The sequence below is a fragment of the Prauserella cavernicola genome (genome assembly GCF_016595675.1).
GTDB lineage: Bacteria > Actinomycetota > Actinomycetes > Mycobacteriales > Pseudonocardiaceae > Prauserella_A > Prauserella_A cavernicola.
This window is the reverse complement of the sequence record NZ_JAENJH010000005.1, coordinates 300905-324892: the sequence shown is the minus strand read 5'-3', so window position 1 is coordinate 324892 and position 23988 is coordinate 300905. Positions and strand designations below refer to the sequence as shown.

Here is a 23988-nt window from a genome sequence, read left to right as displayed (position 1 = left end):
ACACTGCTGTGCTCCGAATGGAGCAGGATCCAGCTGGTCAACCGGACGCTGTGAATTCGTTGGACACTCCGGAGAAGCTCCGGACGCCCCCGAACGGGTTTCTGGCGTCACCGTGATAGCGGATCCGATACGTTCCGTCCGCGCCAGGCGGCACCTCCCAGCCGATGGTGACGTGCGAGGCCGCGAGCCCGTGCCGCCGCCAGCGCAGCGTCGTGCTCCAGTCGCCGTCGTCGGCGACCGTCAGCCAGCGATTCCCGTCCCAGCGCTGGACTTCCAGGTACGTGCCACCCCGGCGCAGGTCGTTGCCGGGGTGCGCGCCCGCGAACACGACCTCCGCGCGCTCACCGGCCTGGTACGCCGGTTCGGGCTGGCCGAGCACGTCGCCGAACCGCTTGCCCAGCGGCGGCACGTCGGCCAGCACGCCCGGTTGCAGCGAGAGTTGCCGGTCCGACAGATCCGGCGGCCGCGGTCCGCTCGGCGCGGGAGTGCCGTCGCGCAGCGCCGTCGCGAGCCCGGAGACCGTCTGCTGCAACGCGGGCAGCTGCCAGCGCCCGAAGAGCGTGCTGCCGCCCTCGTAGTGCTGCGCGTCGTACTCCTCCGGCGTGGTGACGTAGTGGAAGTACGCATTGCTGTAGCCGGCCACGAGCACGTCCCGCAGGTCGGCACCGACCACGTCGGCGACGGTGCGCCGCAGTCGCAGGCCGGCCGCGATGGTGACCTCGCCGGGCACACCGATCAGGTGCAGCCTGCCGATGCGCACCAGCTGCACCGGCACGGTCTCGGCCACCCACGGGTACGCCGCGTTCATCGCACCGATCGGCACCACGATGCCCTTCGGCGCCTGGCACTGCTTCAGTTCCGGTGAGGCGTTGTACAACACCGAGTCGGACACCTTGTCCCACAACGGGTTCTCGCCCTCGGCGAAGAGCGGGAACGCGGGGCCGTCCTCGGTGCTGCCCGCCGCCATCGCGGCGCCGACGGCCGGTGCGCACGTGCGGTGGTGCCTGCCGTCGCCGGTGAACTCGGGCCGCACGTCCACCGAGGACAGGTCGACGTGGACGAGCCGGGAGTCGACGCCGCCGTCGAGCGCGGCGCCGTTCTCGCCGAGCTGGCCCACCGCTGCCTCGAACTGCCGCAGGCCGATCTCCTTCGTCGCCGCGAAGTCCTCTGGGGTGGTCGGCGGTCGCAGGTCGAGGTTCGGCGACATGTCGCCCGCGTTGGTCTGCGCGAACGCCGACACGAAGTCCGGCGACTGCTCCGCGTGGTAGTCGACGTGCTCGACCTCGCGCTCCCAGTGGTAGGCGGCGTAGCCCTTGTTGTCGGCACTGATCAGCCGGTTGTCGCCGGACATGCTGGTGTTGTGGGTGGCGAACCAGTTGACGGCGCCGACGGGGCGGCCGTCGCGTTCCACGCGCAGCAACGAGGTCTGCGGATCGATCGCGTCGGGGAAGAACTCCCTGTCCCGGGCCGGATTCCGGTCGAACGCGTCCCGGGAGCGGTTGACGCTCGCATCGGTGAGCTCGTCGTGGGTCAGCGTCAGCGACGACGGTGCGAGGTCGGCGTGCGCGCGCTCGACCGACTCGACGATGCCGTCGGTGATGGCGTCGAAGGTCTTGCCGTGGAAGCCGAACGTGGTGAGGTTGTAGAGCAGGTGGTGTGAGTAGCCGCCGGGGCCCGCGTGGGTGTGCGTGCCGCTGATGAGCACGTTCTGCTCGGTGTAGCGGTCGCCGTAGCGCTGCGCGAGCCTGCGCAGTACCTCCTGGTGCACGCTGCCGAAGATCATCGGCGAGTCCACCACCACGAGCACCACGCGCTGGTCGGTGACGGGATCGGCGACGACGAACGCGCGTGAGCGCAGGCGGTTGTGCAGACCTTCGGCCTGCTGGTCGATGCGGCCGTAGCCCATCATGCCGACCTCGGCGATCTCCCCGGTCGCGTCGGCGATGCCGCGGCCGACCAGGTACGGCTCGGCGGGCTCGGCGGGCGCCGTCGCGGGCGCGACGACCAGGGTGCTCGCGACGAGCAGGGCGGCGGTGAGAGCCCGCGCCCTCATTCCGCGCGCACCGCAGTGCCTGCAGGGGAACCGGACTCGGCCCGCACGTCCATACGCCACCCACCCCACCATCAATATGAAGTTGATTCACGATTGTGGTGGTTTCGGACATCGGGCGCAACCCGGAGGGTGCCCGAGTCGTCACCGGCCGTGCAGGAACTCCAGCAGCAATGCGGTGAACGCCTCGGGGACCTCCTCGGGCACCCAGTGCGTCACGTCCTCCAGCATCTGGAACTCGTACGGCCCGGTGACCCAGTTCTCGGTGCTCAGGGCGGCGGTGGAGCCGAAGGCGACGTCCTCGGTGCTCCACACGTACAGCGCGGGCACCGAGACCTTGCCGATGCGCGCCGCGGGTTTGCCCGCGCGGTACCAGTTCAGCGCCGCGGTCAACGCGCCCGGCTCGGAGAGCCTGCGCACGTAGTCCTCGACCCTGCTCCTCGGCACCTTCCACTCGTACATGCGCCGCAGCGCCTCGGCGTTGTTCGCCAGCATTCGCTTCTCGGTGTCCCTGCCGCGCCAGTCGCGCATGTACTGCGAGCGCATGGCCTGTTCCTCGTCGGAGCGCAGCGCCTCGGCGAGCGCGCCGGGGTGCGGGGTCGACACCGAGGTCACCGAGCGCAGCCGCTCGGGGTGCGCGTCGGCGGTCCACCACGCGACGGCGCCGCCCCAGTCGTGGCCCACCAGGTCGAACCGGGCCCAGCCCAGCGCGTCCGCCATCGCCACGACGTCGTCGACGAGGTGCTCGATCGCGTAGTCCGCGACGTTCTCCGGCCGTACACCGGGGGAGTAGCCGCGCTGGTCGGGCGCCACCGCCCGGTAGCCCTCCCTGCCGAGCACGCCGACCTGGTACTCCCACTCCATCGCGGCCTCGGGAAAGCCGTGCAACAGCAGCACGGGGCGGCCGTCCTCGGGTCCCGCCGCGAGCGCGTCGAAGGAACCGGCGGGCGTGGAGATGCTCAGGTACTCGCTCACGCGGCGAAGACTAGTCACCCGCGACATGCGAGGTGCGCCGGACTCGCCGCGCCGATCCTGGTGGGGATCCTCGACTCCTGAGAGGGGTGAGCGAGCGTGACCACTGCGACAGCACGTCGCCGGGCGGCGGCCGCGCTGTCCGGCGCGGCACTGGCGGTCGCGGCGCTCGGCGCGTGTGGCGGCGGCGGTTCCTACGGCAACCAGCCCGCCAGCTCCCCGGCGCCCACGACCACGCCCTCGGTCACGCAGTCCGAAGGTCGCTGCGCCGGTCTGGTCGACAGCGGGCAGGCACTGGTGTCCACGGCCACCCGGTTCGTGTCGGGCAATGCCAGCGCGGACGACGTCCGGTCGGCGGCGAACGACGTCTCGACACAGGTCGACAAGCTCAGGGCCACCGCGGGTCCCGAGGCTCAGGCGAACCTCGACCAGGCCAAGACCGCGACGCAGCGGATGGGCGACGCTCTCACGGCGCAACCGCCCGACATGGCGGCTGTGCGCGCCGCGTCGACGGACGCACTGAGGGCGCTGCGCGACGCCGCCGACGTGTGCACGTCCGGGACGATGGCACCGACGTCCTGAGCTCAGCCGTCCGGCCGTTGTGGCGCGGCAGGCTGGTCGAGGAACTGGATCACGGCAAGGCACAGCAGGAGCAGCAGTGCGATCACCAGCACGGTGACCCCGCTCGGCCGGTCCAGGAACACGAACACCAGCATGGCCACCGCCACCGCGCCCGTCCGCAGGACACCGCGATAGGTGTGCACCCACGGTCCGACGCGACCGGTGCGCAGCCCCGCCCTGGCGCCACCCCCGCGCAGCCACGCGATCGCGGCAGCCGTCCCGGCGCGCAGCCTTACCGCGGCCACCGAGGGACCCGTCACGAACGCGCCGAGTGCGAGCACCACGCCGACGGCGAAGAGCGTGCGCAGCCCGCCGCGCAGGAACCGCACGACGGTGTCGTAGACATCGCCGACGGCGGTCACGGACCGGTCGGGCACGGCGCCCACGACGATGCCGCGCACCACCAGCAGCGCGCCCGCGAGCACGAGCATGGCCGTCGCGATCCCCAGTCCGATGTGGACCAGGGCGCGCCTTCGGTCGCGCGCCAGGTACACGGCGGCCGCGAGCACCACCGCCGTGACCCACGGCAGCCACGCGGCCGCCTGGTCGAGCACGCTGTACACGGTGCGTCCCCGCTCCAGCGTGCGCGCGTTCGCGACGGTGATCGTGGGGTGCAGGTCGGGGATGCGATCGGCGACGGTGAAGCCCTCGGCCACCAGTTGCTGTTTCACCTCGGCGACGAACGGAGCCAGGTCCAGCCTCACCTCGCCGTTACTGACGACGACGTTCGGGTTGTCGCCCGACAGGACCGCGTTCAGCTGGCCGTGTCCGGTGCGGATCGCCCGGTCCCACAGCTCGGCGACGGTGGGACTGGCCACCACGGCGCCGATCCGCTCGTGCACGAAGCCGTGCACGCTCGACTCGAGCGGCCCCGAGAGCCCCCGCAGCGGGCCGATCGCCTCGGGCGGAACTCCGCGCTGTGCCAGCGCGGTCACGGCCCGGTCGGTGAGCGCGCTGACGTCGAGGTGGGTGAACACGGCCGCGGTCAGCCGGTCGGTGATCGCGGCCCGCACCGACTGTTCGCGGATCACCGGGCTCATCGTCGCCACGAACCGGTCGGTGTCGGACACCTGGTTGTTCACCCACACCGACAGCAGCGACACCAGCGTCAGCAGGCAGCCGAGGACGCCCAGCACCGCGGCACCGATGGCGCGCCACGGGACCCGCCGTGGCGGCCTGCGAGTACGCAACGCCTCGACCTCGGCGCGCAGGCGCTCCAGCTCGGCCCGCTCGTCGTCGGCCAGCGGGGCGCTCTCGGCAGGCCCGGACATGATGGGTCTCCCTCCAGGAGACGCCGTTTCCGTCCAGACTCGCGACCACCGGCGCGCGCGGGCTCACCCACAACGGGTGGTCTGATCGTCGCCGTATGACATCTCACCCGCGACGGGTGAGCCGCGTCGCCTCACACGCCCCAGTCCGGGCGCAGCGGCATCGCCGCGTCGCCGGTGTCGTCGTCGACCTTGACGCCCAGCACCTGCTGCAGTTCGATCTTGTGCCGCTCGAAACCCAGCCGCGACGCGGCCATGTAGAGCGCCCACACCCTGGCCCTGCGCACCCCGGCCTCCCGTACCGCCTCCGGCCAGTTGGCATCGAGGTTGGCGCACCACGCCGTGAGCGTGCGCGCATAGTGCTCGCGCAGGTTCTCGGAGTGGCGCACCTCGAACCCGTTGTCCTGCATGGCCGAGATGATCGTGCCGACGCCCTCGAGTTCGCCGTCGGGAAAGACGTAGCGGTCGATGAACGGCCCGGTGTGATGGGTCTCGGTGTTGGTCGGCCGCGTGATGCAGTGGTTGAGCAGCCTGCCCCCGACGCGCAGTTTCGAGGCCAGGGAACGGAAGTACGCCGGCAGGTGCCGCGCTCCGATGTGCTCGGTCAGCCCGATCGAGGACACCGCGTCGAAGTCCGACTCGGCCACGTCGCGGTAGTCGAGGTGGCGCACCTCGGCCCGGTCGGCGAGGCCCCTGGCGACGATCTCCTTCTGCCCCCACTGTGCCTGCTCGCGCGAGAGCGTGACACCCAGCGCGTGCACGCCGTAGTGCTCGGCGGCGTGGGCCACCATGCCGCCCCACCCGCAGCCGACGTCGAGCAGCCGCATGCCCGGTTCGAGCCCGAGTTTGCGGCACACCAGGTCGAACTTGTGGAACTGTGCCTGTTCCAGCGTCGAGTCCTGCTCCGGGTAGCACGCGCAGGTGTAGGCCATCGACGGGCCGAGCACCAGCTCGTAGAACCGGTTGGACACGTCGTAGTGCTGCGAGATCGCCGCACTGTCGCGGGCCTTCGAGTGCCGCAGCCCCAGCAGCCCGCGCCGCACCCGGCTCGGCGCCTCCTCCGCGGGCACCGGTACCGAGCCGAGGAACCGCGTACCCAGCCTGCGCATGATCCACAGCTTGTCGGCCACGCTGAGCCCGTCCAGCACGGCGGTGAGCGCGCTCAACACCGTGTAGAGGTCGCCGTGCACGTCGAGGTGCCCGGTGACGTAGGCGCGCGCTAGCCCGAGCTCGCCCGGTGCGGTGAACACGTAGTTCAGCGCCGTGGGTGAGCGGATGTCGATGCGATGTGGCGAGTCGGGATCGCCGACGACACTGCCGTCGTAGACGGTGATCGACACGTGCTCGCCCGCGTTGACGAACCGTCCCAGTACTTCTCCGAGTTCTCCCCGGGTCATGGAATCACCTCGCTTTGACGCACTTCTCGTACAGGTCGAGCAACCTCTCCGCCGGGTCGTACCGACGCTTCAGTGCGTCGTAGGCGGGTCCGTTGTAGAGCTGCCAGAACGTGTCCTCGTCGTAGAAACTCTCCGAGTACAGCGACTTGCGGCCGCCGAGCTCGGTCACCGTGCGCTCGATCAGCCGGTTGTGGCTGCCGTCGGGCTGTCCGGGAGCGAGCGGGACCGTTGCCCAGAAACCGAAGTTGACGTAGAGCGCGTGCGGGTCCAGTTCGTACAGCGGCCAGCGGCGGTCCGGATCGCGTTGCCGCACCGGGCACACCCACACCGGGCTGATCGGCACCTCGTTGCGGAAGAGATCGAGGAACTCCGCCGCCCGGCTCACCGGCACCTCGATGTCCTGCACCACCATCTCGTGCTCGGCCGCGCCGAACGCGCGCTGCAGCCTGCCGAGCAGCTGGTGCCTGCGCTCGAACGCCACGACTTTCCAGTACACGTCCGACCGCAGCAGCTTCGGCCCGGCGAGCAGGCGCACCAGCCGGTTCTGCGCCCCGAGCGCGCGCGAGCACCAGAACCAGTCGGTGTCCCAGCGCCACAGGTAGTCGCGCACGGGCAGATGGTCGACGGTGCGCTCGCGGATGGAGCGGTAGTAGATGTCGAGCCACGTGTAGTCGCTCGTCTCGGGCGCCTCTGCCGTGAACGTGGCCAGGGTCAGATACATCTCGTCGGGACCGAAGACGGTGCCGTCGACGAAGTCGGCCTCGCGGTCGCGGCAGGCCCGCTCCAGCGCGGCGAAGTACTGGACGGGATCGCTGTGGCGGACGTGTTCGAGCCGGACGTAGGGGCGCACGGGCTCCAGCTCGATCCGCAGGCGCAGCGCGTAGCCGAGGGTGCCGTAGGAGTTGGGGAAGCCGAAGAACAGGTCGCTGTGCTCGTTGTCGGGCCTGGCGAGCACGATCTCGCCACTGCCCGTGAGCAGGTCCATCTCCAGCACCGACTCGTGCGGCATCCCGTTGCGAAACGACGACGACTCGATGCCGAGCCCGGTGACCGCGCCGCCGAGCGTGATGGTCTTGAGCTGCGGCACCACCAGCGGCATCAGGCCGTGAGGCAGGGTGGCGTCCACGAGCTGCTCGTAGGTGACCATGCCCTCGACGTCGGCGGTGCGCGCCTCGACGTCCACGTCGAGCACGTGGGTGAAATCCGAGACGTCCAGGCCGGGCGAGCCGGAACCGCTGCGTGGCCGGAAGAGGTTCGACGTGGGCTTGGCCAGGCGCACCGGTGCGCCGTCGGGCACCGCGGCGAGCTGCTCGCGCAGCCGTGCCACCCGCGCCTCGTAACCGGTCTCCGCGACCGTCGTGCCGCCTCGTCTGTCACTACACGCCATGAATCCATGATCGCGCTGTGGCAGCCGCACTTCCAGGGGTCCAGCGCGGGTTCACTCACCTCAGGTGAAAACGCAGGTCAACCCGGTTGACCCAAATGTCGCATTCGCGGTAGGGAGCGGTCGAATCACCGCTTGACCGCGACGCCTCCCAGCACTCGCGACTCCGACGGAACCGTCGCGAACACCGTGTCGTCGTCGGGGTGCCACGCCGGCGCGTAGACCAGACCGGGCTCCAGCAGGTCCCAGCCGCCGAAGAACCGCGCGAACTCGGCCGTGGTGCGCAGCTGGCCGGGGTTCGTGGTGTTCTCGTAGTAGTCGACGAGGTCGGCCAGCGCCTGCCGTTCGGCGTCGCTGACCGGGTTCTCGTTGGTCATCTGCGACAGCACGAGCAGCGAGCCCGTGGGCAGCACGTCGCGGTAGAACTCCAGGAGCGAGTCCGGGTCCTGCTCGTCCTTGATGAAGTGCAGCACCGCGTTGACCAGCAACGCCACCGGCTCGCCCCGGTCGATGAGCCCGGTGTCGCGCACGCGTTCCCACAGCTCGGTCGGGCGCAGCAGGTCCGCGGCGATGGCCTGGTGCCGGTCGGGATCGGCGGTGTCGGCCAGCAGCAGCGTGGAGTGGGCGAGCGCGATGGGCTCGTTGTCGATGTAGACCACGCGCGTGTCGAACTCGGGGCGCGCGTCGTCGGCGACGTCGTGCACGTTGCCCGCGGTCGGCAGGCCGGAACCGATGTCGACGAACTGGCGGATGCCCAGCTCGGCGCACCTGCGCACCGCGCGGCCGAGGAACTGCCTGCTCGTCTTGCAGTACTCGCCGATGAGCGGCACGCGCTCGCGCACCTGCTCGGCGAACGCCCTGTCGATGGCGTAGTTCGTGTCCCCGCCGATGAAGTAGTCGTAGACGCGTGCGGCGGACGGCCGGTCGAGACTCGACTCGACGGCCCTGAGCGCGTCGTCGTGTCCGTCGAAGCTCACGCGCCACCCCCGAACACGCCCTGGCCCCCGGTGAGCACGCCCGCGGGGTCGTAGGTCTTCTTCGCCGACTCCAGCGCCTCCCAGGCGTTGCCGAAGTGGTCCTTCCAGTCCTGTTCGGTCATCGGCAGTGCGTTCACGGGATACACCGTGCCACCCGACGGCGTGACGCGCTCGTAGAGGTCGGCGTTGAGCCGGATCATGCGCGCCACACCAGCCGGATCGTAGGGATTTCCCGTGCGCAGCAGCGCGAACAGCCACACCACGTCACCCGACGGCACGCGCGTGAGCGGCGTCGTCAGCACCTCGTGGCGCACCGGGTAGAGCATCACCAGGCCCGAGTCGCCGAGGTCCGCGCCCGTGGTTCCGGCGAGCGTCTCGGCCACCACGGTGTCCACCTCGTCGTCGGACACGAACACGTTGAGCCACGGGTGCGGGTGGAACCAGCTGCCCTCCTCGCGCAGCACGGCCTCGCCCTCGGCCATGCGGTCGAGGAACTCGAGGTAGGTCGAGTCCTCCGTTTCCGCGGTCTCGCGCGTGAACGACAGGTCGCCCAGCAACTCGTGCTCGTCGGGTTGGTCCGGCAGCGAGAAGTACGTGGTGGCCTCGAGCAGGTACCGCCACTCGCCGGTCTCGTCGTCGAGGACGAGCTGGCCCTCGAGATAGTCGAAGCGGCGGTCGGTGACGGCGGTGCGCTGGTCGGCGAGGAAGTCCTCGAGCGAGTCGTAGTACAGCTTCCAGCGCCGCGCCCGCTGTTTCGCGGGCTGCAGGCGGATCGTGGCGCGCGTGATGATGCCGCACTGGCCGAGCCCGGCACGCACGGCGTCGAACAGCTCGGCGTTCTCGTCCGCGGAGCAGCGGGTCAGCTCGCCGGTGCCGGTGACCACGTCGAGCTCGATCACGGTGTCGGTCTGCATGCCGTGGTGCTGGGTCGCGCCGCCGACGCCGCCGACGGCGAGCGTGCCGCCCACGGTGAGCTCCAGGTAGTCGGTGAGCACCGGTGGAGTCAGCCCGCGCGGCAGCGTCGCGCCGAGCACCTGCTGCCAGCGTGCGCCGGCGTCGACGACGACGTTGTTGCCGGTGCTCGCGTGCACCGTGCGCAGGCCGGTCATGTCCAGGACGATGCCGCCCGCCGCCTGGCTCTGACCGAAGGGCGAGTGCCCGGATCCCCTGGCGGCCACCGGAATGCCGCGCTTCGCGGCGAACCCGACGACGGCTGCCACGTCGGCCGCGGTGGCCGGGCGGATCACCACGCGCGGTCTGGCCTGGACGATGTGGCCCCAGTCCCTGGCCGCGGCGGCCAGGTTCGCGTCGTCGCCGAAGACGTCCCCGTCGAGGGCGGGCAGGTCGGCGAGAGCGAACGGTTCCGGCATGGTGCCGGACTCTAGCGGCTAGCGTGGGGGACATGGCAGCAGCTGCGCTCCCTGCCGCGGGCACCCCGTTCGGGGACCGGGTCCGCCGCAGGCTCGCCGACGAGCGGGTCATCTGGTTCACCACCGTCGGCGCCGACGGAACTCCGCAGCCCAACCCGGTGTGGTTCGTGCTGGACGGCGACGAGGTGCTGGTGTTCAACCGGCCCGACGCGCACCGCCTCGCGCACCTCCGGCGCAGTCCCCACGTCTCGCTGCACTTCGACGGCGATGGCGCGGGCGGCGACATCGTGGTGCTGCGCGGCACGGCGAGGATCACCGAGGGCGACGGTTCCTCACCCGAGGCGATGCCCGCCTACCGCGAGAAGTACGCCGAGGGCATGGTGACGGTGAGCGGCGACGCGACCCGGTTCGCCGAGGAGTACCCGGTCCCGGTCCGGATCCGCATCGAGAAGGTCCGCGGCTACTAGCCCGGCTCCCGGAGCCCGCGCGACTGCGGTGAAGGGCACCTTTACTGCGTTCAACGCACGGAAGGTGCCCTTCACTGCATTGGGCACGAGGCGCGCTCGGGCTCCGCATGGTGTGGGCCTGTTGATGCGGTGAAGGGCACCTTTACTGCACTCAATGCAGTAAAGGTGCCCTTCACCGCGTTCGGCGCCGGGGTGGGTGCCAGGTTGTCGACAGGCCTTGGACCAGGGCTCGGATCGGCGGTTCCGGGGCGAAGTCCGGGTCCGGGGTGGTGCACTGGTGTGCCAGCAGGCCGTCGAGCAGCGCCAGCACCGACCACAGGTCGCGTTCCGGGTGCGGCGAGCCCAGCGCGCGGAACCACTCCGCCGCCCACGACTCGATCTCCGCGCGCTGCAGGGCCACCTGGTGGCGCAGGTCGTCGTGGAACGCCGCCTCCGCGAGCAGCGCGTGCCTGGCGAGCGTGGCCACCCTGGCCGGGCCGGTGAGTTCGCGTGCGAGCGCACCCACGGCGTCGGCGAACGCGTCGACTCCGGCCACCCCGGCCGGGCCCGCGAGGTCCGCCGCCAGGCGTTCCCAGCCGCGCGTCTCCAGTTCCCTCAGCCGCTCCAGCACCGCGGAGAGCAGCGCCTCCCTCGTGCGGAAGTGGTTCGACGCCGTTCCGGCCGGCGCTCCGGCCTCGGCGTCCACCGCGCGGTGGGTGAGTCCTCGCGTGCCCTGGGTGCCGAGCACGCGGATCGCCGCGTCGAGAACCTGTTCGCGCCTGCCTGCCATCACTACAACGGTAGTGCTACGGCCGTGCCTCGCTGACCACCGCGTCCAGGAACGCCTCCGCGGCGGGGGACAGCGGCCGGTGCGGCACCCGCACGACGGCGATCGCCCGCTCCACCACGGGGTCGACGAGCGGCCGGTGCGCGACGCCCGCGAACTCCATCAGCGGCAGCACCAGGCCCGGCACCGCCGACACCCCGAGCCCGGCCGCGACCAGGCCCGCCACCGCGCTGATGTTGCGCGCCTCCACCGTGTTGCGCGGCGCCGTCCCGGCACCCGAGACCGCGTGGTCGAGGTGCTGGCGGATGCTCGTCGTGCGGTCGAACGCGATGAACGGCTCCCCGGCGAGCTGCGGCCACGACACCTCGGTACCCGCGCCGAAGCGGTGCTCCGCCGGGAAGACGCACGAGAACCGGTCGGTGGTCACGGGGTGCACGTCGAGGTCGTCGAGCGGGTCGCTCAGCGCCGACACCACCGCCACGGCGAAGTCCACGGCACCCGAGCGAACCCGGTCGAGCACCTCGGCCGACAGCGCGTCCTCGATGGACAGCTCCACCTCGGGCCGCTGCCGCTGGTAGGCCGAGACCACAGGCGGCAGCAGGGTCGCCGCGAGCGAGGGCAGCGTCGCGACGCGCACGCGGCCGCGCTCGCCGTCGAGGAACCCGGTGAAGTGGCGCAGGTTCGCGGCAAAAGTGTCCAAAGTGGATCGAGCGAGCGCGACGAACTCCCTGCCCTCCGCGGTCGGCACGAGCCGCCGGGTGGTGCGCTCGAACAGCGGGACGCCGAGCCTGCGCTCCACGTCGAGCACGGTCCTGCTCAGTGAGGACTGTGCGTGCAGCAGCTCGGCCGCCGCGGCGGTGAAGCTGCCCGCGTCGTGCACCGCCACCACCACGCGGAGCTGGTGCAGCGTCAGATCCATGCGCATAGCGCATCAATCTATCGAATTCTGATGTTTGACCGCGATAGGTGTGGCCCCTCAAGGTGGCCTCACCACACCCCCGGAGGTCAACGATGCTCGCCGCGAGTGGCTTCGTCACGATTGCCCTGTTCCTGGTCGCCGTCCTGTCCCGGCGCGTCTCCGTGCTCATCGCGCTCACCGTGCTGCCCGTGCTGGCCGCCGTCGTCACCGGCTTCGGTGGCAGCCTCGGCGAGCTGATCGCGGACGGGCTCACCACGGTCGCACCGGTCGCGATCATGATCACGTTCGCGGTGCTGTACTTCAGCCTCATGGTGGAGGCGGGCCTGTTCGATCCCGCCGTCGCCCGCGTGCTGCGCTGGGCGAAGGGCGACCCGCTCAAGATCACCGTCGGCACCGCTGTGCTCACGGTCCTCGTCGCGCTCGACGGCGACGGCGCCTCGACATTCCTGATCATGGTGTCGGCCATGCTGCCGATCTACCGCAGGATCGGCATGCGGCCGCTCGTGCTCGCCGGCGTCGTGTGCCTCGGCGCCGGGGTGATGAACATGGTCCCGTGGGGAGGGCCCACAGCCAGGGCGATGGCCGCGCTCGACCTCGGCAGCGGCGACATCTTCGTGCCCGCGATCCCCGCCATGATCGCCGGAATCCTGTGGGTGATCTTCGCGGCGTTCCTCATCGGCCGCGCGGAGCGCAAGCGCCTCGGCCCCATCGAGCTGGACGACACCGTGATCCCGGAGCTGCCCACGCGCACCAGGGCCCAGAGCGCGCGGTTCTGGTTCAACGTCGTGCTCACGCTGGCGCTCGTGGTGGTGCTGCTCCTGCAGCTGGCCGAGCTCGAGGTCGTGTTCGTCGTCGCGTTCATCGTGGCGCTGCTGGTGAACCGGCCGAGCTGGGAGCAGCAGCAGGAGCTGTTCGAGAAGCACGGCCACAACGTCGTGCTGGTCACCACCATGATCTTCGCGGCGGGCGTGTTCACCGGGATCCTCAACGGCACCGGCATGATCGAGGCGATGGCCCAGAGCCTCGTCTCCATCATTCCCGACGGCGCGAGTAGTGCGTTCCCGCTGATCGTGGCGATCACGAGCATGCCGCTGAGTCTCGTGTTCACCCCGGACGCCTACTACTTCGGCGTGCTCCCGGTGCTGGCCGAGACGGCGACGGCGTTCGGTGGCGACCCCGCGCAGATCGGCACCGCGGCGATCCTCGGGCAGATGACCACCGGGTTCCCGCTCAGCCCGTTGACGGCGTCCACGTTCATCCTCGTCGGCATGTCGGGTGTGAACCTGGGGGCCCACCAGCGGTTCATCTTCAAGTGGGCGTTCGGCACGACGCTCGTGATGACCGTGGTCGCGCTGCTCACCGGCGCGATCTCGGTCTAGGCAAGGACAAAGGGGAGTGGTGTGACCACCAGGATCGGTAGCGGAGCCGGGTTCGCGGGCGACCGCGTGGAACCGGCCGAGGACCTGCTGGCGCGGGGCGGGCTCGACGACCTCGTGCTGGAGTGCCTCGCGGAGCGCACGATCGCGCTCGGCCAGCAACGACGGCTCGCCGACCCGGTCGCGGGCTACGACCGCCGGTTGCCCAGCCGCTTCGCGCGGCTGCTGCCGCTCGCCGTCGAGCACGGCGTGCGCGTGGTGACCAACATGGGCGCCGCCAACCCGCTCGAGGGCGGCCGGGTCACCCGCGGGCTGCTCGACAGCCTCGGCTCGACGGCCGCCGTCGCGGTGGTGACCGGTGACGACGTGCTGGCCGAGCTCGACCTGGACGCGCCCGCGTGGGAGACGGGCCGCCCGCTGCGCGAGCACGGCGAGATCGTCTCCGCCAACGCCTACCTGGGTGCCGACGCGATCCTGCCCGCGCTCGACGCGGGAGCGCGGGTGGTGCTCACCGGCCGCGTCGCGGACCCCTCGTTGTTCCTCGCCCCGCTCGCGCACCGGCTCGGCTGGGACCTCGCCGATCCGTCGGCCGCCGCGGCGGGCACGCTCGTCGGGCATCTGCTGGAGTGCGCGGGCCAGCTCACCGGCGGCTACTTCGCCGACCCCGGCCGCAAGGACGTGCCGGGTCTGGCGCGGCTCGGGTTCCCGTTCGCCGACGTCGAGTCCGACGGCTCGGCGACCTTCGGCAAGCTGCCCGGCACCGGCGGGATGCTCAACCGGGCGACCGTGCGCGAGCAGCTGCTGTACGAGATCACCGATCCGGGCGCCTACCGCACTCCCGACGTGTCGCTGGACCTCTTCGGGGTGGGCCTCGACGAGCGAGGTCCGGACCGCGTGCGCGTGACGGGTGCGCGCGGTCGGGCGCGGCCGGACGAGCTCAAGGTCAGCGTCGGCTACCGTGCGGGCTCGAAGGTGGAGGCCGAGATCTCTTACGCGGGCCCGGGCGCGCACGCCAGGGCCGCGCTCGCGGGCGAGATCGTGGCGCAGCGTCTGTCCGGAACCGCGTTGCGGCCGCGCGTCGAGGTGCGCGGCGGGCCAGAGGACTGCCGCCTGCGCGTGGCCGCCACGAGCCACGACGTCGCGCTGCTGGAACTCGCCGGGGACGAGGTGGAAGCCTTGTACACCAACGGTCCCGCGGGTGGTGGCGGCGTCCGGGTGCACCTCGGCGAGGTGGTCGGCATCGTCTCGACCCTCATCCCACGGGCCCGCGTGCGCGCGGGCGTGACGATCCTGGAGGCAGGCCGTGCCCGTACCGCTTCGTGAGCTCGCGCACTGCCGCGCGGGCGACAAGGGCAACCTCGCCACGCTGTCGGTGTTCCCCCACGACGACGCCGACTTCGCCGTGCTGGTGCGGGAGGTGACCGCGCGGCGCGTGCGCGAGCACCTCGCGGCGTGGGTCGGCGGCGAGGTGGTGCGCCACGAGCTGCCGAATCTCTGTGCGCTGCAGTTCGTGTGCGAGCGCGGCGCGGACGCCGGCGTCACCACGTCGCTCGAACTGGACACGCACGGCAAGACGCTGGGGACCCTGCTGCTGTCGCTGCCCGTCGATCCCTGACGGGCGAGGCGAAGTTCAGCCTTTCCGGTTGGGATCGGCTCCGGGGTTTCCCGTTCTTTCGTCCGGTACTTCAAGATCATCGGATTGCCCGGGAAAGGAGCTGGTGATGCGGAGTATCGAGTCGGAGCAACGGATCGAGCGTGTCGAGGTGCCGGAGTTCGCACGTGCCGACGTGCGCGGCGTGCTCGTGCCGTCGCCCCGTGAGTTCCTGGACGAGGACGAACTGGAGCCCACCATCGTCCTCGGTCGCGAGTAGAGCGCACTCGCCCTGACGGTGCCCCTCGCCGGAACTTCGTGTAGCGTGCTACCCAAGACGAGCGAGGGGGTACCGCCAATGATCCGCCGTGACCGCGAGCTGCTCGCTCGCCTCTCCACTGTGAACACTCATCTCGGCGAGGCCGTCGTGGAGCTGCTGCACCGCCAGGACGGCGGCAGGCTGCCCGCGGATGGCCTGCGCCTGCTGGGACATCACCTCCAGGACCTCACCGTCGACCTGATCGAGCGCGCCGACGAGCTCGACGCCATCGACGCCGCCGACACCATCCACGCCGCGCCCGCGCCCCGGTCGCTGCCCTGACATGTCGGGTTTGGGTCCCTATGCGTGGGTACCCGAATCCCGTGACGGCGGGTAGGAGGTTTCTGGCGTGACCACACGGATCGTGATCATCGGAGGCGGCTACGTCGGGTTGTACGCCGCGCTTCGCCTCCAGCAGAAGCTGCGCACCGGCGAGGCCCAGGTGACGGTGGTGAACCCGGAGAACTTCATGGTCTACCGGCCGCTGCTGCCCGAGGTCGCGTCGGGGACCCTCGAACCGAGGCACGCGGTGGTGCCGCTGCGCGCGGTGCTGCGCAGGTCCCGGTTCGTGGCGGGCAGCCTGACCTCCCTGGACACCGAGGGCAAGGTCGCGACGGTCGCTCCGGAAGCGGGTCCCGAACTGACGCTCGACTACGACGAGCTGGTGCTGGGAACGGGCGCGCTGGCCAAACTGCTGCCCATTCCCGGCCTCGCCGAATGCGGGATCGGCTTCAACTCGCTGGCCGAGGCGGTGCACCTGCGTGACCACGTGCTGCGCCAGCTGGAGATCGCCTCCGCCACCACCGATCCGGAGCTGCGCCGGTGTGCGCTGACGTTCGTGTTCGTCGGCGGCGGCTACACCGGCGTCGAGGCGCTGGCCGAGCTGCAGGACATGGCCACCGACGTGCTGGCGGGCTATCCGGAGCTCGAGGCGTCGGAGCTGCGCTGGATCCTCGTGGAGGCCCTGCCCCGCATTCTGAACACCGTCAGCGACGAGCTGGCCGAGGACGCCGTGTGCGAGCTGCGCGGCCGGGGTATCGACGTCAGGGTGAACACCCAGCTCGAGTCCGCCGAGGACGGGGTTCTCACGCTCAGCGACGGCCAGGAGTTCCGGGCGAGCACGCTCGTGTGGGTCGCGGGCACCAAGCCGACACCGCTGGTGAAGGACCTGGACCTGCCCGTCGACGATCGCGGCCGCATCGTGGTCGACGAGACGATGCGGGTGCAGGGCCGGGACGGACTCTGGGCAGCGGGAGACTGCGCCGCCGTGCCCGATCTCGTGAACGGCGGCGTCTGCCCGCCCACCGCGCAGTACGCCGTGCGGCAGGGTCGCCAGCTCGGCGACAACCTCGCCGAGCGGGTCCGCGGCGGCACGCCCGTACCGTTTCGCTACCGCAGCCGCGGCGAGTTCGTGACGCTCGGCAAGAACAAGGCTGTCGGCGAGGTGCTGGGCCGCAGGGTGGCCGGCGCCGCGGCGTGGGCCGCGCGCCGCGCCTACTACGCGACTCAGATCCCCACGTTCAACCGCACGGTCCGCGTGCTCGGCGACTGGCTCGTCGGGATGCCGTTCGGGCACGACGTGGTGAACCTGGACTCGCGGGAACAGCCGCGCGACGCGTTCCGGCAGGCGGCGGGCGGGCGCACCTGACGCGAGTTGGTTCTACAGAACCTTGACGTGAGCGCGGTCACGCGTAGAAAATTGTCGGGTGACCGCCATCGACGTCGTGGACACAACCGAACGGCCCACCGTGTCGTTCGACCGGCACCCGGACTCCTACCGGCACTGGAGAATCCGGGTGGACGGTCCTGTGGCCTGGCTCGAACTGGACGTCGACGAGCAGGGCGGACTGGTTCCCGGCTACGAGCTCAAGCTCAACTCCTACGACCTCGGCGTGGACATCGAGCTGTCCGACGCCGTGCAGCGACTGCGGTTCGAGCACCCCGGCGTGCGCACCGTGGTGGTGACCAGCGGCAAGGACACCGTGTTCTGCGCGGGGGCCAACATCCGGATGCTCGCCGCGTCGTCGCACCCGTGGAAGGTGAACTTCTGCAAGTTCACCAACGAGACCCGCAACGCGATGGAGGACGCCACGGCGTACTCCGGCCAGACCTACCTGGCCGCCGTCAACGGAGCGTGCGCGGGCGGCGGGTACGAGCTGGCGCTCGCGTGCGAGCACATCGTGCTGGTGGACGACAACTCCTCCACCGTGGCGCTGCCCGAGGTACCGCTGCTCGGCGTGCTGCCCGCCACCGGAGGGCTCACGCGCGTGGTCGACAAACGCCACGTGCGCAAGGACCGCGCGGACGTCTTCGCCACCCGCCCGGACGGCGTCAAGGGCCGCACCGCGGTGGACTGGGGCCTGGTGGACGAACTGGCCCCGCGCCGCGAGTTCGCCGCTACCGTGACCAGGCGCGCGACGGAGCTCGCCGAACGCAGCACCCGGCCTCGGGAGGCCACGGGCATCGAGCTGACCCCGTTGCGGCGGGAGGAATCCGCCGACGGCCTCGCCTACGACCACGTGTCGGCGCACCTCGACCGCGAGGCGGGCACCGTGGAACTGACCGTGCGCGGGCCGCGCGAGCAGCCCGGCGATCCGCACGAACAGGGCGCCGCGTTCTGGTTGCTGGCGCTCACGCGCGAGCTCGACGACGCGATCCTGCGGCTGCGCACCAACGAACCCGAACTGGGCACGTGGGTGCTGCGCACCGAGGGCGACGCCGCGCTCGTGGCCGAGCACGAGGCCGTGGTGCTCGGCGGCGCGGGCGAGGACTGGCTGTGCACCGAGATCCTGCACTACTACAAGCGCACGCTGAAGCGGCTCGACGTGACCAGCCGCAGCCTGCTCGCGCTGATCGAACCGGGCAGCTGCTTCGCCGGGCTGCTGCTGGAGCTCGCGCTGGCGTGCGACCGGCAGTACATGCTGGACGGTCCGCCCATCGAGGACGAGGACAGTGACGAGCGCGCCGCGATCACGGTGACCGCGGCCAACTTCGGCCCGTTTCCCATGGGCAACGGACTCACCCGACTGCAGTCGCGCTTCCACGGCCACGACGCGCATCTGGACTGGCTCACCCGCGAACGCGACCACGCGCTGTCCGCGGAGGAGGCGCTGGAACTGGGACTGGTGACCGACGCTCCCGACGACATCGACTGGGAGGACGAGATCCGCCTCGTCGTCGAGGCCAGGCGAGGACTGTCGCCGGACGCGCTCACCGGCATGGAGGCCAACCACCGCTTCGTCGGCCCGGAAACCGTCGAGACCAAGGTGTTCGGCCGCCTCTCCGCGTGGCAGAACTGGATCTTCAACCGCCCCAACGCCGCGGGCGAGCAAGGAGCGCTGCGGCGGTACGGCACCGGGCAGAAAGCCGTCTTCGACCGAAAACGGGTGTAGAGCATGCCGCACGAGATCGACTACGACGCCAAGATCCCCAACAACGTCGACCTGTCGTCGAACCGGCGCCTGCAGCGAGCGCTGGAGGGCTGGCAGCCGCGGTTCATGAACTGGTGGTCCGAGATGGGCCCGACCCTCGAGACCCACGGCGTGTACCTGCGCACCGCCGTCAGCGTGGGCCGCGAGGGCTGGGCACACTTCGACCACGTGGCGCCCGAGGAGTACCGGTGGGGCATCTTCCTCGCCGAGCGCGACACCGACCGCACCATCGGCTTCGGCGAGCACCGCGGCCGTCCCGTGTGGCAGCAGGTGCCCGGCGAGTACCGCGCCGACCTGCAACGGCTCATCGTCATCCAGGGCGACACCGAACCCGCCAGCGTCGAACAGCAACGCCTGCTCGGGCTCACCGCGCCGTCGCTGTACGACCTGCGCAACCTCTTCCAGGTCAACGTGGAGGAGGGCAGGCACCTGTGGGCGATGGTGTACCTGCTGCACGCCTACTTCGGCCGCGAAGGCCGCGAGGAGGCGGAAGCGCTGCTGTACCGCAACTCCGGCAGCCCCGACTCACCGCGCATCCTCGGCGCCTTCAACGAGGAGACCGCCGACTGGCTCGCGTTCTTCATGTTCACCTACTTCACCGACCGCGACGGCAAGTACCAGCTCGGCACGCTGAAGGAGTCGGCGTTCGACCCGCTCTCGCGCACCTGCGAGTTCATGCTCAAGGAAGAGGCCCACCACATGTTCGTGGGCACCACCGGCATCGACCGCGTGGTCGCCCGCAGCGCCGAGCTGATCCGCGAGCACGACACCTTCGACATCGCCCCGCACGGCGGGATCCCGCTGGACATCATCCAGCGCTACCTCAACTTCCACTACACGGTCTCGCTCGACCTGTTCGGCAGCGAGACCTCCACCAATGCCGCCAACTACTACACCTCCGGCCTCAAGGGACGCTGGCTGGAGAACCGCCGCAAGGACGACCACAAGCTCACCGACGACTCCGCGCTGCTGGAGAAACCCGCCGACGACGGCACGTGGACGCAGGACGAACTGCAGGCGATCCTGCTGCTGAACCTGGACCTGCGCACCGAGTACATCGCCGACTGCCGCAGCGGGCTCAAGCGCTGGAACAAGATCCTCGCCGAGAACGAGATCGATCACCAGCTCTACCTGCCGCACCCCGGGTTCAACCGGCAGGTGGGCATCAACGCGGGCTACCACGTGACCCCCGACGGCACTATCGTCGACGAGCAGACGTGGCAGGCCTGCCGACGCAAGTGGTTGCCCACCAGCGAAGACCTGACCTTCGTGCGTTCGTTGATGCGACCCGTCTACGAACGCGGCAAGATCGCCAGCTGGGTGGCACCTCCGAGCAACGGCATCAACGGCAAGCCCTTCGACTACGAGTACGTCTACCTGACCTAAGGCGGGGCCCATGTCAGCGCTGACCGCTCCTCCCACCACGTTCAACGCGGCCGAGTACCTGGTCGGCAGGCATGTCGCCGCGGGGGACGGTGCCCGCACCGCCGTAGTGTCCAACACCCGCACCCTTACCTACGCCGAGCTCGACGAGGAGGTGCGCCGGGTCGCGGGCGGCCTGCACGCGCTGGGGGTGCGGCCCGAGGAACGCGTGCTCATGTGCATGCCCGACGAGGTGGAGCTGGCCACCGCGATCCTCGGCGCCCTGTACCTGGGCGCCGTCGCCGTGCCGTGCTCGACGATGCTCACCGCGGGCGAGCTGGGCACGCTGATCGCCGACTCCCGCGCGCGGATCGTGCTGGGCTCGTCGGACTTCGGTGACCGGGTGCCCGCCGCCGTCGAGCACGCGCCCGACGTGGAGACCGTGGTGCTCACCGGCGACTGGTCGCGGCTGCGCGACGCGGGCCAGCGTGCGCGGCCGTACGCGACCTGGCCGGACTCGCCCGCGCTGTGGCTCTACACCTCCGGAACCACGGGCACGCCCAAGGCGGCGATGCACCGGCACAGCGACATCCGATTCGTGGCGGAGACCTACGGCAGCCAGGTGCTCGGCATCACGCGCGACGACCGGTGCCTGTCGGTCGCGAAGCTGTTCTTCGCCTACGGCATCGGCAACTCCCTGTTCTTCCCGCTCGCGGTCGGGGCGACGGCGCTGCTGGAGTCGGCGCGGCCGACCCCGCAGGTCATCGCCGAGCGGGCGCGCACCGACGAGGCCAGTCTGCTGTTCGGCACGCCCAGCTTCTGGGGGCCGCTGCTGGCCAGCGACGTGCCGCGCGACGCGTTCTCCTCGGTGCGCCAAGGGGTTTCCGCCGGGGAGGCGCTGCCGCCGCGGATGTTCACCGGCATGCGCGACGAGTTCGGAGTCGAGGTGCTCGACGGCATCGGCTCCACCGAACTGCTGCACATCTTCATGTCCAACCGGCCCGGCGCCGTGCGTCCCGCGTCGTCCGGCACGCCCGTGCCCGGCTACGACGTGGAGATCCGGGACGAGCACGGCGCGCTGGTGACCGAGCCTGGCACACCCGGTGAGCTGTACGTGCGCGGCGACAGCGCGGCGACCGGGTACTGGTGCCGGGCGGAGACCTCGCGCAGGGTGTTCCTCGGTGAGTGGATGCGCACCGGCGACACCTACGTGCGCAACGAGGACGGCACGTACTCGTGCCTCGGCCGGTTCAACGACCTGATCAAGGCGGGCGGGATCTGGGTGACGCCCGGCGAGGTCGAGGAGCGGCTGCTGGAGCACCCCGATGTCGCCGAGGCCGTGGTGGTGGCCGTGCCCGACTCCGACCAGCTCGACAAACCCATCGCGTGCGTGGTGCCGATGCCGGGCAGGCCGGTGGACGCCGAGGCGCTGATCGCGTGGTGCCGGGCCGGACTAGCCTCGTTCAAGCGGCCGCGCGCCGTGGTGGAGCTCGCCGAGCTGCCTAAGACCGCGACCGGCAAGGTCCGGCGCAACGTACTGCGGGACCTGGTGATACAGGCCGAGCCTGCGCCGTCCGTCGAGGTTGTCCCGTGATCGACGGATACCCGGTGGTCGACGCGCACGTGCACGTCCCGCGCCTGTCGACGCTCAAACCGGCGTGGCTGGACTGGGCCGAGACGTTCTCGGGACCGCACCCGTGGCGCGAGGTCTACGACGCCGACGGCGACCCGGTGCCCGAGCGGCTCGACGCGCTGTTCGAACGGGAGGGCGTCGACCGGGCGCTGCTGTTCTGCGAGTACAGCCCGCGCGCCACCGGCATTCAGCGCATCGAGGACAACCTGCCGTTCGTGGAGCACAACCCGACGCGGTTCCGGCTCGTGGCCAACGTGAACCCGCACCTGCACCACCCGCTGGCGTCCGAAGTGGAGCGTCAGCTGGATCTGGGGGCCGTGGCGCTGAAGCTGCATCCCGTGCACGGTGGGTTCTCGCCCGCGGACAAGGAGCTGTACCTGGCCTACAGCGTGTGCGAGGAGCGGGGGATCCCGGTGATCCTGCACTCCGGTACCAGCAGCTTCCCCGGCGCGCGGACGAGCTTCGGCAACCCGGAGCTGCTGTCCGACGTCGTGGAGGACTTCCCGGCGGTGCAGTTCGTGTTCGCGCACGGCGGGCGCGGGTGGTGGTACGACGTGGCGGCGTTCCTGGCGCTGGCGAGGGACAACGTGTGGCTCGACCTGGCGGGCCTGCCGCCGAAGAAGCTGCCGGAGTACTACGCGCGCTTCGACCTGGCCCGCCTGGCCACCCGGTTCGTGTTCGGGACGGACTGGCCGGGCGTGCCCGGTGCGGCGCGCAACGTCCGTGCGCTCGCGGCGCTCGGACTCCCGGAGGGAGTCCTGCGCGATGCCCTGGCGGGCAACGCCGCAAAACTGTATCCAACCCTGGCAATCTAGCCCCGCCGGAGCCCGCCGCGCTCCGGCGGCGGTGCGGTGCGGCGGCGGTGCGAGCACTGCACTCCAGCCCGCGAGTCCCCCGTTCTGGCTCGCGAGTCCCGCACTCGGGCACGCGAGTTCCCCGCTCCCGCATGCGAGTTCCCCGTTCCGGTGCGGTTGTCGTTCCACTGGTCCTGCGCTGCGCGTTCGCGAGGTCCTCGCCGCTTGGCAATAACGTGAAGTGATGCGCCTAAGCTTGGCGGCCTCGGCGAAGAACCCGACGCCCGAGCGGGCACCTCGGCGACAGGACTGAAGAACTCGCGGCCCGGAACGGGGGACTCGCGTGCTGGAGTGGGGGACTCGCGATGGGGGTGGGTGCGGCGTTGGGTCAGTCGGCTTCTTGGGTTGCCACTCGTTCGGCCCAGCGGTGTTCGGCGGTGGGGCGCCATTCGGCGTGCCTGCGGTGGAAGAGCTCGGCCGCCGTGGCTCCGCTCCAGCCCTCGGGCAGTAGCGCCGCCGGCAACTGGGGGTCCAGGAACGGGAACCGGCGCCACTCGTGCACCAGGCGCGTCTGCGCGTCAAGGACCGCGTCGCCGTCCGTGGGCTCCAGCGCCGTGAACGCGTCGACGAACTCCTCGTACCGCGTCTCCAGTTCCCGCAGGTCCCACGCGCGCGCGACCATCGTGGACTCGTCACCGATCGCGCCGTAGGAACCGGCGAACGACAGCCCGTCGCCGAGCCCGAGGTCGGTGAGGATGCCCAGCGCCTCCTGCTCGCGCGAGACGTGCGGGGTCACCCACACACCGGGGTCGGGGGAGCCGAAGCCCGCCCACGTCAGCTTGGTCCGCAACTGGTGCCGCAGGTCCCGTTTGGTCTCAGGCACCGACACCAGTACCACCAGCCACGTGCCGTCCCAGGTGCGCTCGGTGCTGCCGAAGTCGTAGATCCGCCGCGCTCCTTCGGTGAGCAGCTTGCGACCGGGCGGCGTCAGCGACCAGCGCACGCGCCTGCCGACCCGCTCCGACTCCAGCCATCCCTCGGCCGCCGTCCTGGCGAGTGCCTGCCGCGCCGACTTCTCCTCCACGTCGAACATCCCCAGCGCGTCCACCAGCGCGGAGGTCCACACCGGACGGTCGCGGGGGAGGACGAACTCTCCGAGCAGGGTCATCAGCAGCGAGCGCGCGCTCATGTGGCTGACCTCGCGGCGCCTGCTCAGCACCGGTTTGCCGCGCCGTCCGTTCGTCGCAGGCATCGCGTCACCACCCTCATTGCTGATCCTGCGTGCCTCTGG

22 protein-coding genes are annotated in these 23988 nt (G+C 70.8%); 12 read left to right on the top strand and 10 right to left on the bottom strand.

What is annotated here, in order from left to right; all coding sequences use genetic code 11:
* Positions 1-37: 37 nt before the first annotated feature.
* Together JHE00_RS21880 and JHE00_RS21875 are read right to left on the bottom strand one after the other, a co-directional pair.
* Positions 38-2053, bottom strand: coding sequence for a neutral/alkaline ceramidase (locus JHE00_RS21880; RefSeq protein WP_200321045.1), 2016 nt, complete (start codon positions 2051-2053; stop codon positions 38-40).
* 141 nt (positions 2054-2194) lie between these two features.
* On the bottom strand, positions 2195-3025 hold the full coding sequence (locus tag JHE00_RS21875; RefSeq protein WP_200321043.1) for an alpha/beta fold hydrolase: 831 nt from the start codon (positions 3023-3025) through the stop codon (positions 2195-2197).
* A gap of 96 nt (positions 3026-3121) precedes the next feature.
* Between JHE00_RS21875 and JHE00_RS21870 the strand changes: the two genes are divergently transcribed.
* Positions 3122-3604, top strand: coding sequence for a hypothetical protein (locus JHE00_RS21870; RefSeq protein ID WP_200321041.1), 483 nt, complete (start codon positions 3122-3124; stop codon positions 3602-3604).
* Positions 3605-3606: 2 nt separating this feature from the next.
* Here the strand turns inward: JHE00_RS21870 and JHE00_RS21865 are convergent, their stop codons facing one another.
* The 5 genes from JHE00_RS21865 to JHE00_RS21845 all read right to left on the bottom strand — a co-directional run bounded on the left by JHE00_RS21865 (position 3607) and on the right by JHE00_RS21845 (position 10039).
* Positions 3607-4914 carry a hypothetical protein gene (locus JHE00_RS21865; RefSeq protein ID WP_200321039.1) on the bottom strand — a complete coding sequence of 436 codons (1308 nt, stop codon included), beginning with the start codon at positions 4912-4914 and terminating at the stop codon, positions 3607-3609.
* A gap of 131 nt (positions 4915-5045) precedes the next feature.
* Positions 5046-6308 (bottom strand): SAM-dependent methyltransferase, encoded by a 1263-nt coding sequence (locus tag JHE00_RS21860; protein ID WP_200321037.1) that lies wholly within the window; start codon positions 6306-6308, stop codon positions 5046-5048.
* 4 nt (positions 6309-6312) lie between these two features.
* Positions 6313-7695, bottom strand: coding sequence for an FAD-binding oxidoreductase (locus JHE00_RS21855; RefSeq protein WP_200321035.1), 1383 nt, complete (start codon positions 7693-7695; stop codon positions 6313-6315).
* Between the two features lie 125 nt (positions 7696-7820).
* Positions 7821-8669, bottom strand: a complete 849-nt coding sequence (locus JHE00_RS21850; protein ID WP_200321033.1) for an SAM-dependent methyltransferase — start codon at positions 8667-8669, stop codon at positions 7821-7823.
* Positions 8666-10039: an FAD-binding protein gene (locus JHE00_RS21845; RefSeq protein WP_200321031.1), complete on the bottom strand. Its 1374-nt coding sequence runs from the start codon at positions 10037-10039 to the stop codon at positions 8666-8668. The genes JHE00_RS21850 and JHE00_RS21845 overlap by 4 nt, the downstream gene beginning before the upstream one ends.
* A gap of 32 nt (positions 10040-10071) precedes the next feature.
* Here JHE00_RS21845 and JHE00_RS21840 point away from each other — a divergent pair, with 32 nt between their 5' ends.
* Positions 10072-10506 carry a TIGR03667 family PPOX class F420-dependent oxidoreductase gene (locus tag JHE00_RS21840; RefSeq protein ID WP_200321029.1) on the top strand — a complete coding sequence of 145 codons (435 nt, stop codon included), beginning with the start codon at positions 10072-10074 and terminating at the stop codon, positions 10504-10506.
* Positions 10507-10678: 172 nt separating this feature from the next.
* Here JHE00_RS21840 and JHE00_RS21835 read toward each other — a convergent pair whose 3' ends face one another.
* Positions 10679-11275, bottom strand: a complete 597-nt coding sequence (locus JHE00_RS21835) for a TetR/AcrR family transcriptional regulator (RefSeq protein WP_200321027.1) — start codon at positions 11273-11275, stop codon at positions 10679-10681.
* Positions 11276-11291: 16 nt separating this feature from the next.
* The gene (locus tag JHE00_RS21830; RefSeq protein ID WP_200321025.1) at positions 11292-12197 is read right to left on the bottom strand and encodes a LysR family transcriptional regulator; all 906 of its coding nucleotides are present in this window, start codon (positions 12195-12197) and stop codon (positions 11292-11294) included.
* An 86-nt stretch (positions 12198-12283) separates the two neighbouring features.
* Between JHE00_RS21830 and JHE00_RS21825 the strand changes: the two genes are divergently transcribed.
* From JHE00_RS21825 to JHE00_RS21780, 10 genes are all read left to right on the top strand, one after another.
* Positions 12284-13570 (top strand): CitMHS family transporter, encoded by a 1287-nt coding sequence (locus JHE00_RS21825; RefSeq protein ID WP_200321023.1) that lies wholly within the window; start codon positions 12284-12286, stop codon positions 13568-13570.
* Between the two features lie 21 nt (positions 13571-13591).
* Positions 13592-14890: an acyclic terpene utilization AtuA family protein gene (locus JHE00_RS21820; protein WP_200321021.1), complete on the top strand. Its 1299-nt coding sequence runs from the start codon at positions 13592-13594 to the stop codon at positions 14888-14890.
* Complete coding sequence (locus JHE00_RS21815; RefSeq protein ID WP_200321018.1) at positions 14871-15182, top strand: AtuA-related protein; 312 nt, start codon at positions 14871-14873, stop codon at positions 15180-15182. The genes JHE00_RS21820 and JHE00_RS21815 overlap by 20 nt, the downstream gene beginning before the upstream one ends.
* A 106-nt stretch (positions 15183-15288) precedes the next feature.
* Positions 15289-15438: a hypothetical protein gene (locus JHE00_RS21810; protein ID WP_200321016.1), complete on the top strand. Its 150-nt coding sequence runs from the start codon at positions 15289-15291 to the stop codon at positions 15436-15438.
* Positions 15439-15516: 78 nt separating this feature from the next.
* Positions 15517-15759, top strand: coding sequence for a hypothetical protein (locus JHE00_RS21805; RefSeq protein WP_200321014.1), 243 nt, complete (start codon positions 15517-15519; stop codon positions 15757-15759).
* A gap of 67 nt (positions 15760-15826) precedes the next feature.
* The gene (locus JHE00_RS21800; protein ID WP_200321012.1) at positions 15827-17125 is read left to right on the top strand and encodes an NAD(P)/FAD-dependent oxidoreductase; all 1299 of its coding nucleotides are present in this window, start codon (positions 15827-15829) and stop codon (positions 17123-17125) included.
* Positions 17126-17183: 58 nt separating this feature from the next.
* On the top strand, positions 17184-18869 hold the full coding sequence (gene boxC, locus JHE00_RS21795) for a 2,3-epoxybenzoyl-CoA dihydrolase (RefSeq protein WP_200321010.1): 1686 nt from the start codon (positions 17184-17186) through the stop codon (positions 18867-18869).
* Between the two features lie 3 nt (positions 18870-18872).
* A complete protein-coding gene (boxB, locus tag JHE00_RS21790; protein WP_200321008.1) occupies positions 18873-20294 on the top strand; it encodes a benzoyl-CoA 2,3-epoxidase subunit BoxB in 1422 nt (473 codons plus the stop codon).
* Between the two features lie 10 nt (positions 20295-20304).
* Positions 20305-21864 (top strand): benzoate-CoA ligase family protein, encoded by a 1560-nt coding sequence (locus JHE00_RS21785; RefSeq protein ID WP_200321006.1) that lies wholly within the window; start codon positions 20305-20307, stop codon positions 21862-21864.
* Positions 21861-22718, top strand: a complete 858-nt coding sequence (locus tag JHE00_RS21780; RefSeq protein ID WP_200321004.1) for an amidohydrolase family protein — start codon at positions 21861-21863, stop codon at positions 22716-22718. The genes JHE00_RS21785 and JHE00_RS21780 overlap by 4 nt, the downstream gene beginning before the upstream one ends.
* Before the next feature lie 367 nt (positions 22719-23085).
* Here the strand turns inward: JHE00_RS21780 and JHE00_RS21775 are convergent, their stop codons facing one another.
* On the bottom strand, positions 23086-23949 hold the full coding sequence (locus JHE00_RS21775; protein ID WP_200321002.1) for a PaaX family transcriptional regulator: 864 nt from the start codon (positions 23947-23949) through the stop codon (positions 23086-23088).
* Positions 23950-23988: the final 39 nt, after the last annotated feature.

What these genes read in the sequence shown, in the direction of transcription:
- JHE00_RS21865 (WP_200321039.1), bottom strand. Translation starts at nt 4,914, where the DNA reads ATGTCCGGGCCTGCCGAGAGCGCCCCGCTGGCCGACGACGAGCGGGCC.
- JHE00_RS21805 (WP_200321014.1), top strand. Translation starts at nt 15,517, where the DNA reads ATGATCCGCCGTGACCGCGAGCTGCTCGCTCGCCTCTCCACTGTGAAC.
- JHE00_RS21855 (WP_200321035.1), bottom strand. Translation starts at nt 7,695, where the DNA reads ATGGCGTGTAGTGACAGACGAGGCGGCACGACGGTCGCGGAGACCGGT.
- JHE00_RS21830 (WP_200321025.1), bottom strand. Translation starts at nt 12,197, where the DNA reads ATGCGCATGGATCTGACGCTGCACCAGCTCCGCGTGGTGGTGGCGGTG.
- JHE00_RS21835 (WP_200321027.1), bottom strand. Translation starts at nt 11,275, where the DNA reads ATGGCAGGCAGGCGCGAACAGGTTCTCGACGCGGCGATCCGCGTGCTC.
- JHE00_RS21840 (WP_200321029.1), top strand. Translation starts at nt 10,072, where the DNA reads ATGGCAGCAGCTGCGCTCCCTGCCGCGGGCACCCCGTTCGGGGACCGG.
- JHE00_RS21785 (WP_200321006.1), top strand. Translation starts at nt 20,305, where the DNA reads ATGTCAGCGCTGACCGCTCCTCCCACCACGTTCAACGCGGCCGAGTAC.
- JHE00_RS21825 (WP_200321023.1), top strand. Translation starts at nt 12,284, where the DNA reads ATGCTCGCCGCGAGTGGCTTCGTCACGATTGCCCTGTTCCTGGTCGCC.
- JHE00_RS21860 (WP_200321037.1), bottom strand. Translation starts at nt 6,308, where the DNA reads ATGACCCGGGGAGAACTCGGAGAAGTACTGGGACGGTTCGTCAACGCG.
- JHE00_RS21775 (WP_200321002.1), bottom strand. Translation starts at nt 23,949, where the DNA reads ATGCCTGCGACGAACGGACGGCGCGGCAAACCGGTGCTGAGCAGGCGC.
- JHE00_RS21845 (WP_200321031.1), bottom strand. Translation starts at nt 10,039, where the DNA reads ATGCCGGAACCGTTCGCTCTCGCCGACCTGCCCGCCCTCGACGGGGAC.
- boxB (WP_200321008.1), top strand. Translation starts at nt 18,873, where the DNA reads ATGCCGCACGAGATCGACTACGACGCCAAGATCCCCAACAACGTCGAC.
- JHE00_RS21810 (WP_200321016.1), top strand. Translation starts at nt 15,289, where the DNA reads ATGCGGAGTATCGAGTCGGAGCAACGGATCGAGCGTGTCGAGGTGCCG.
- JHE00_RS21880 (WP_200321045.1), bottom strand. Translation starts at nt 2,053, where the DNA reads ATGAGGGCGCGGGCTCTCACCGCCGCCCTGCTCGTCGCGAGCACCCTG.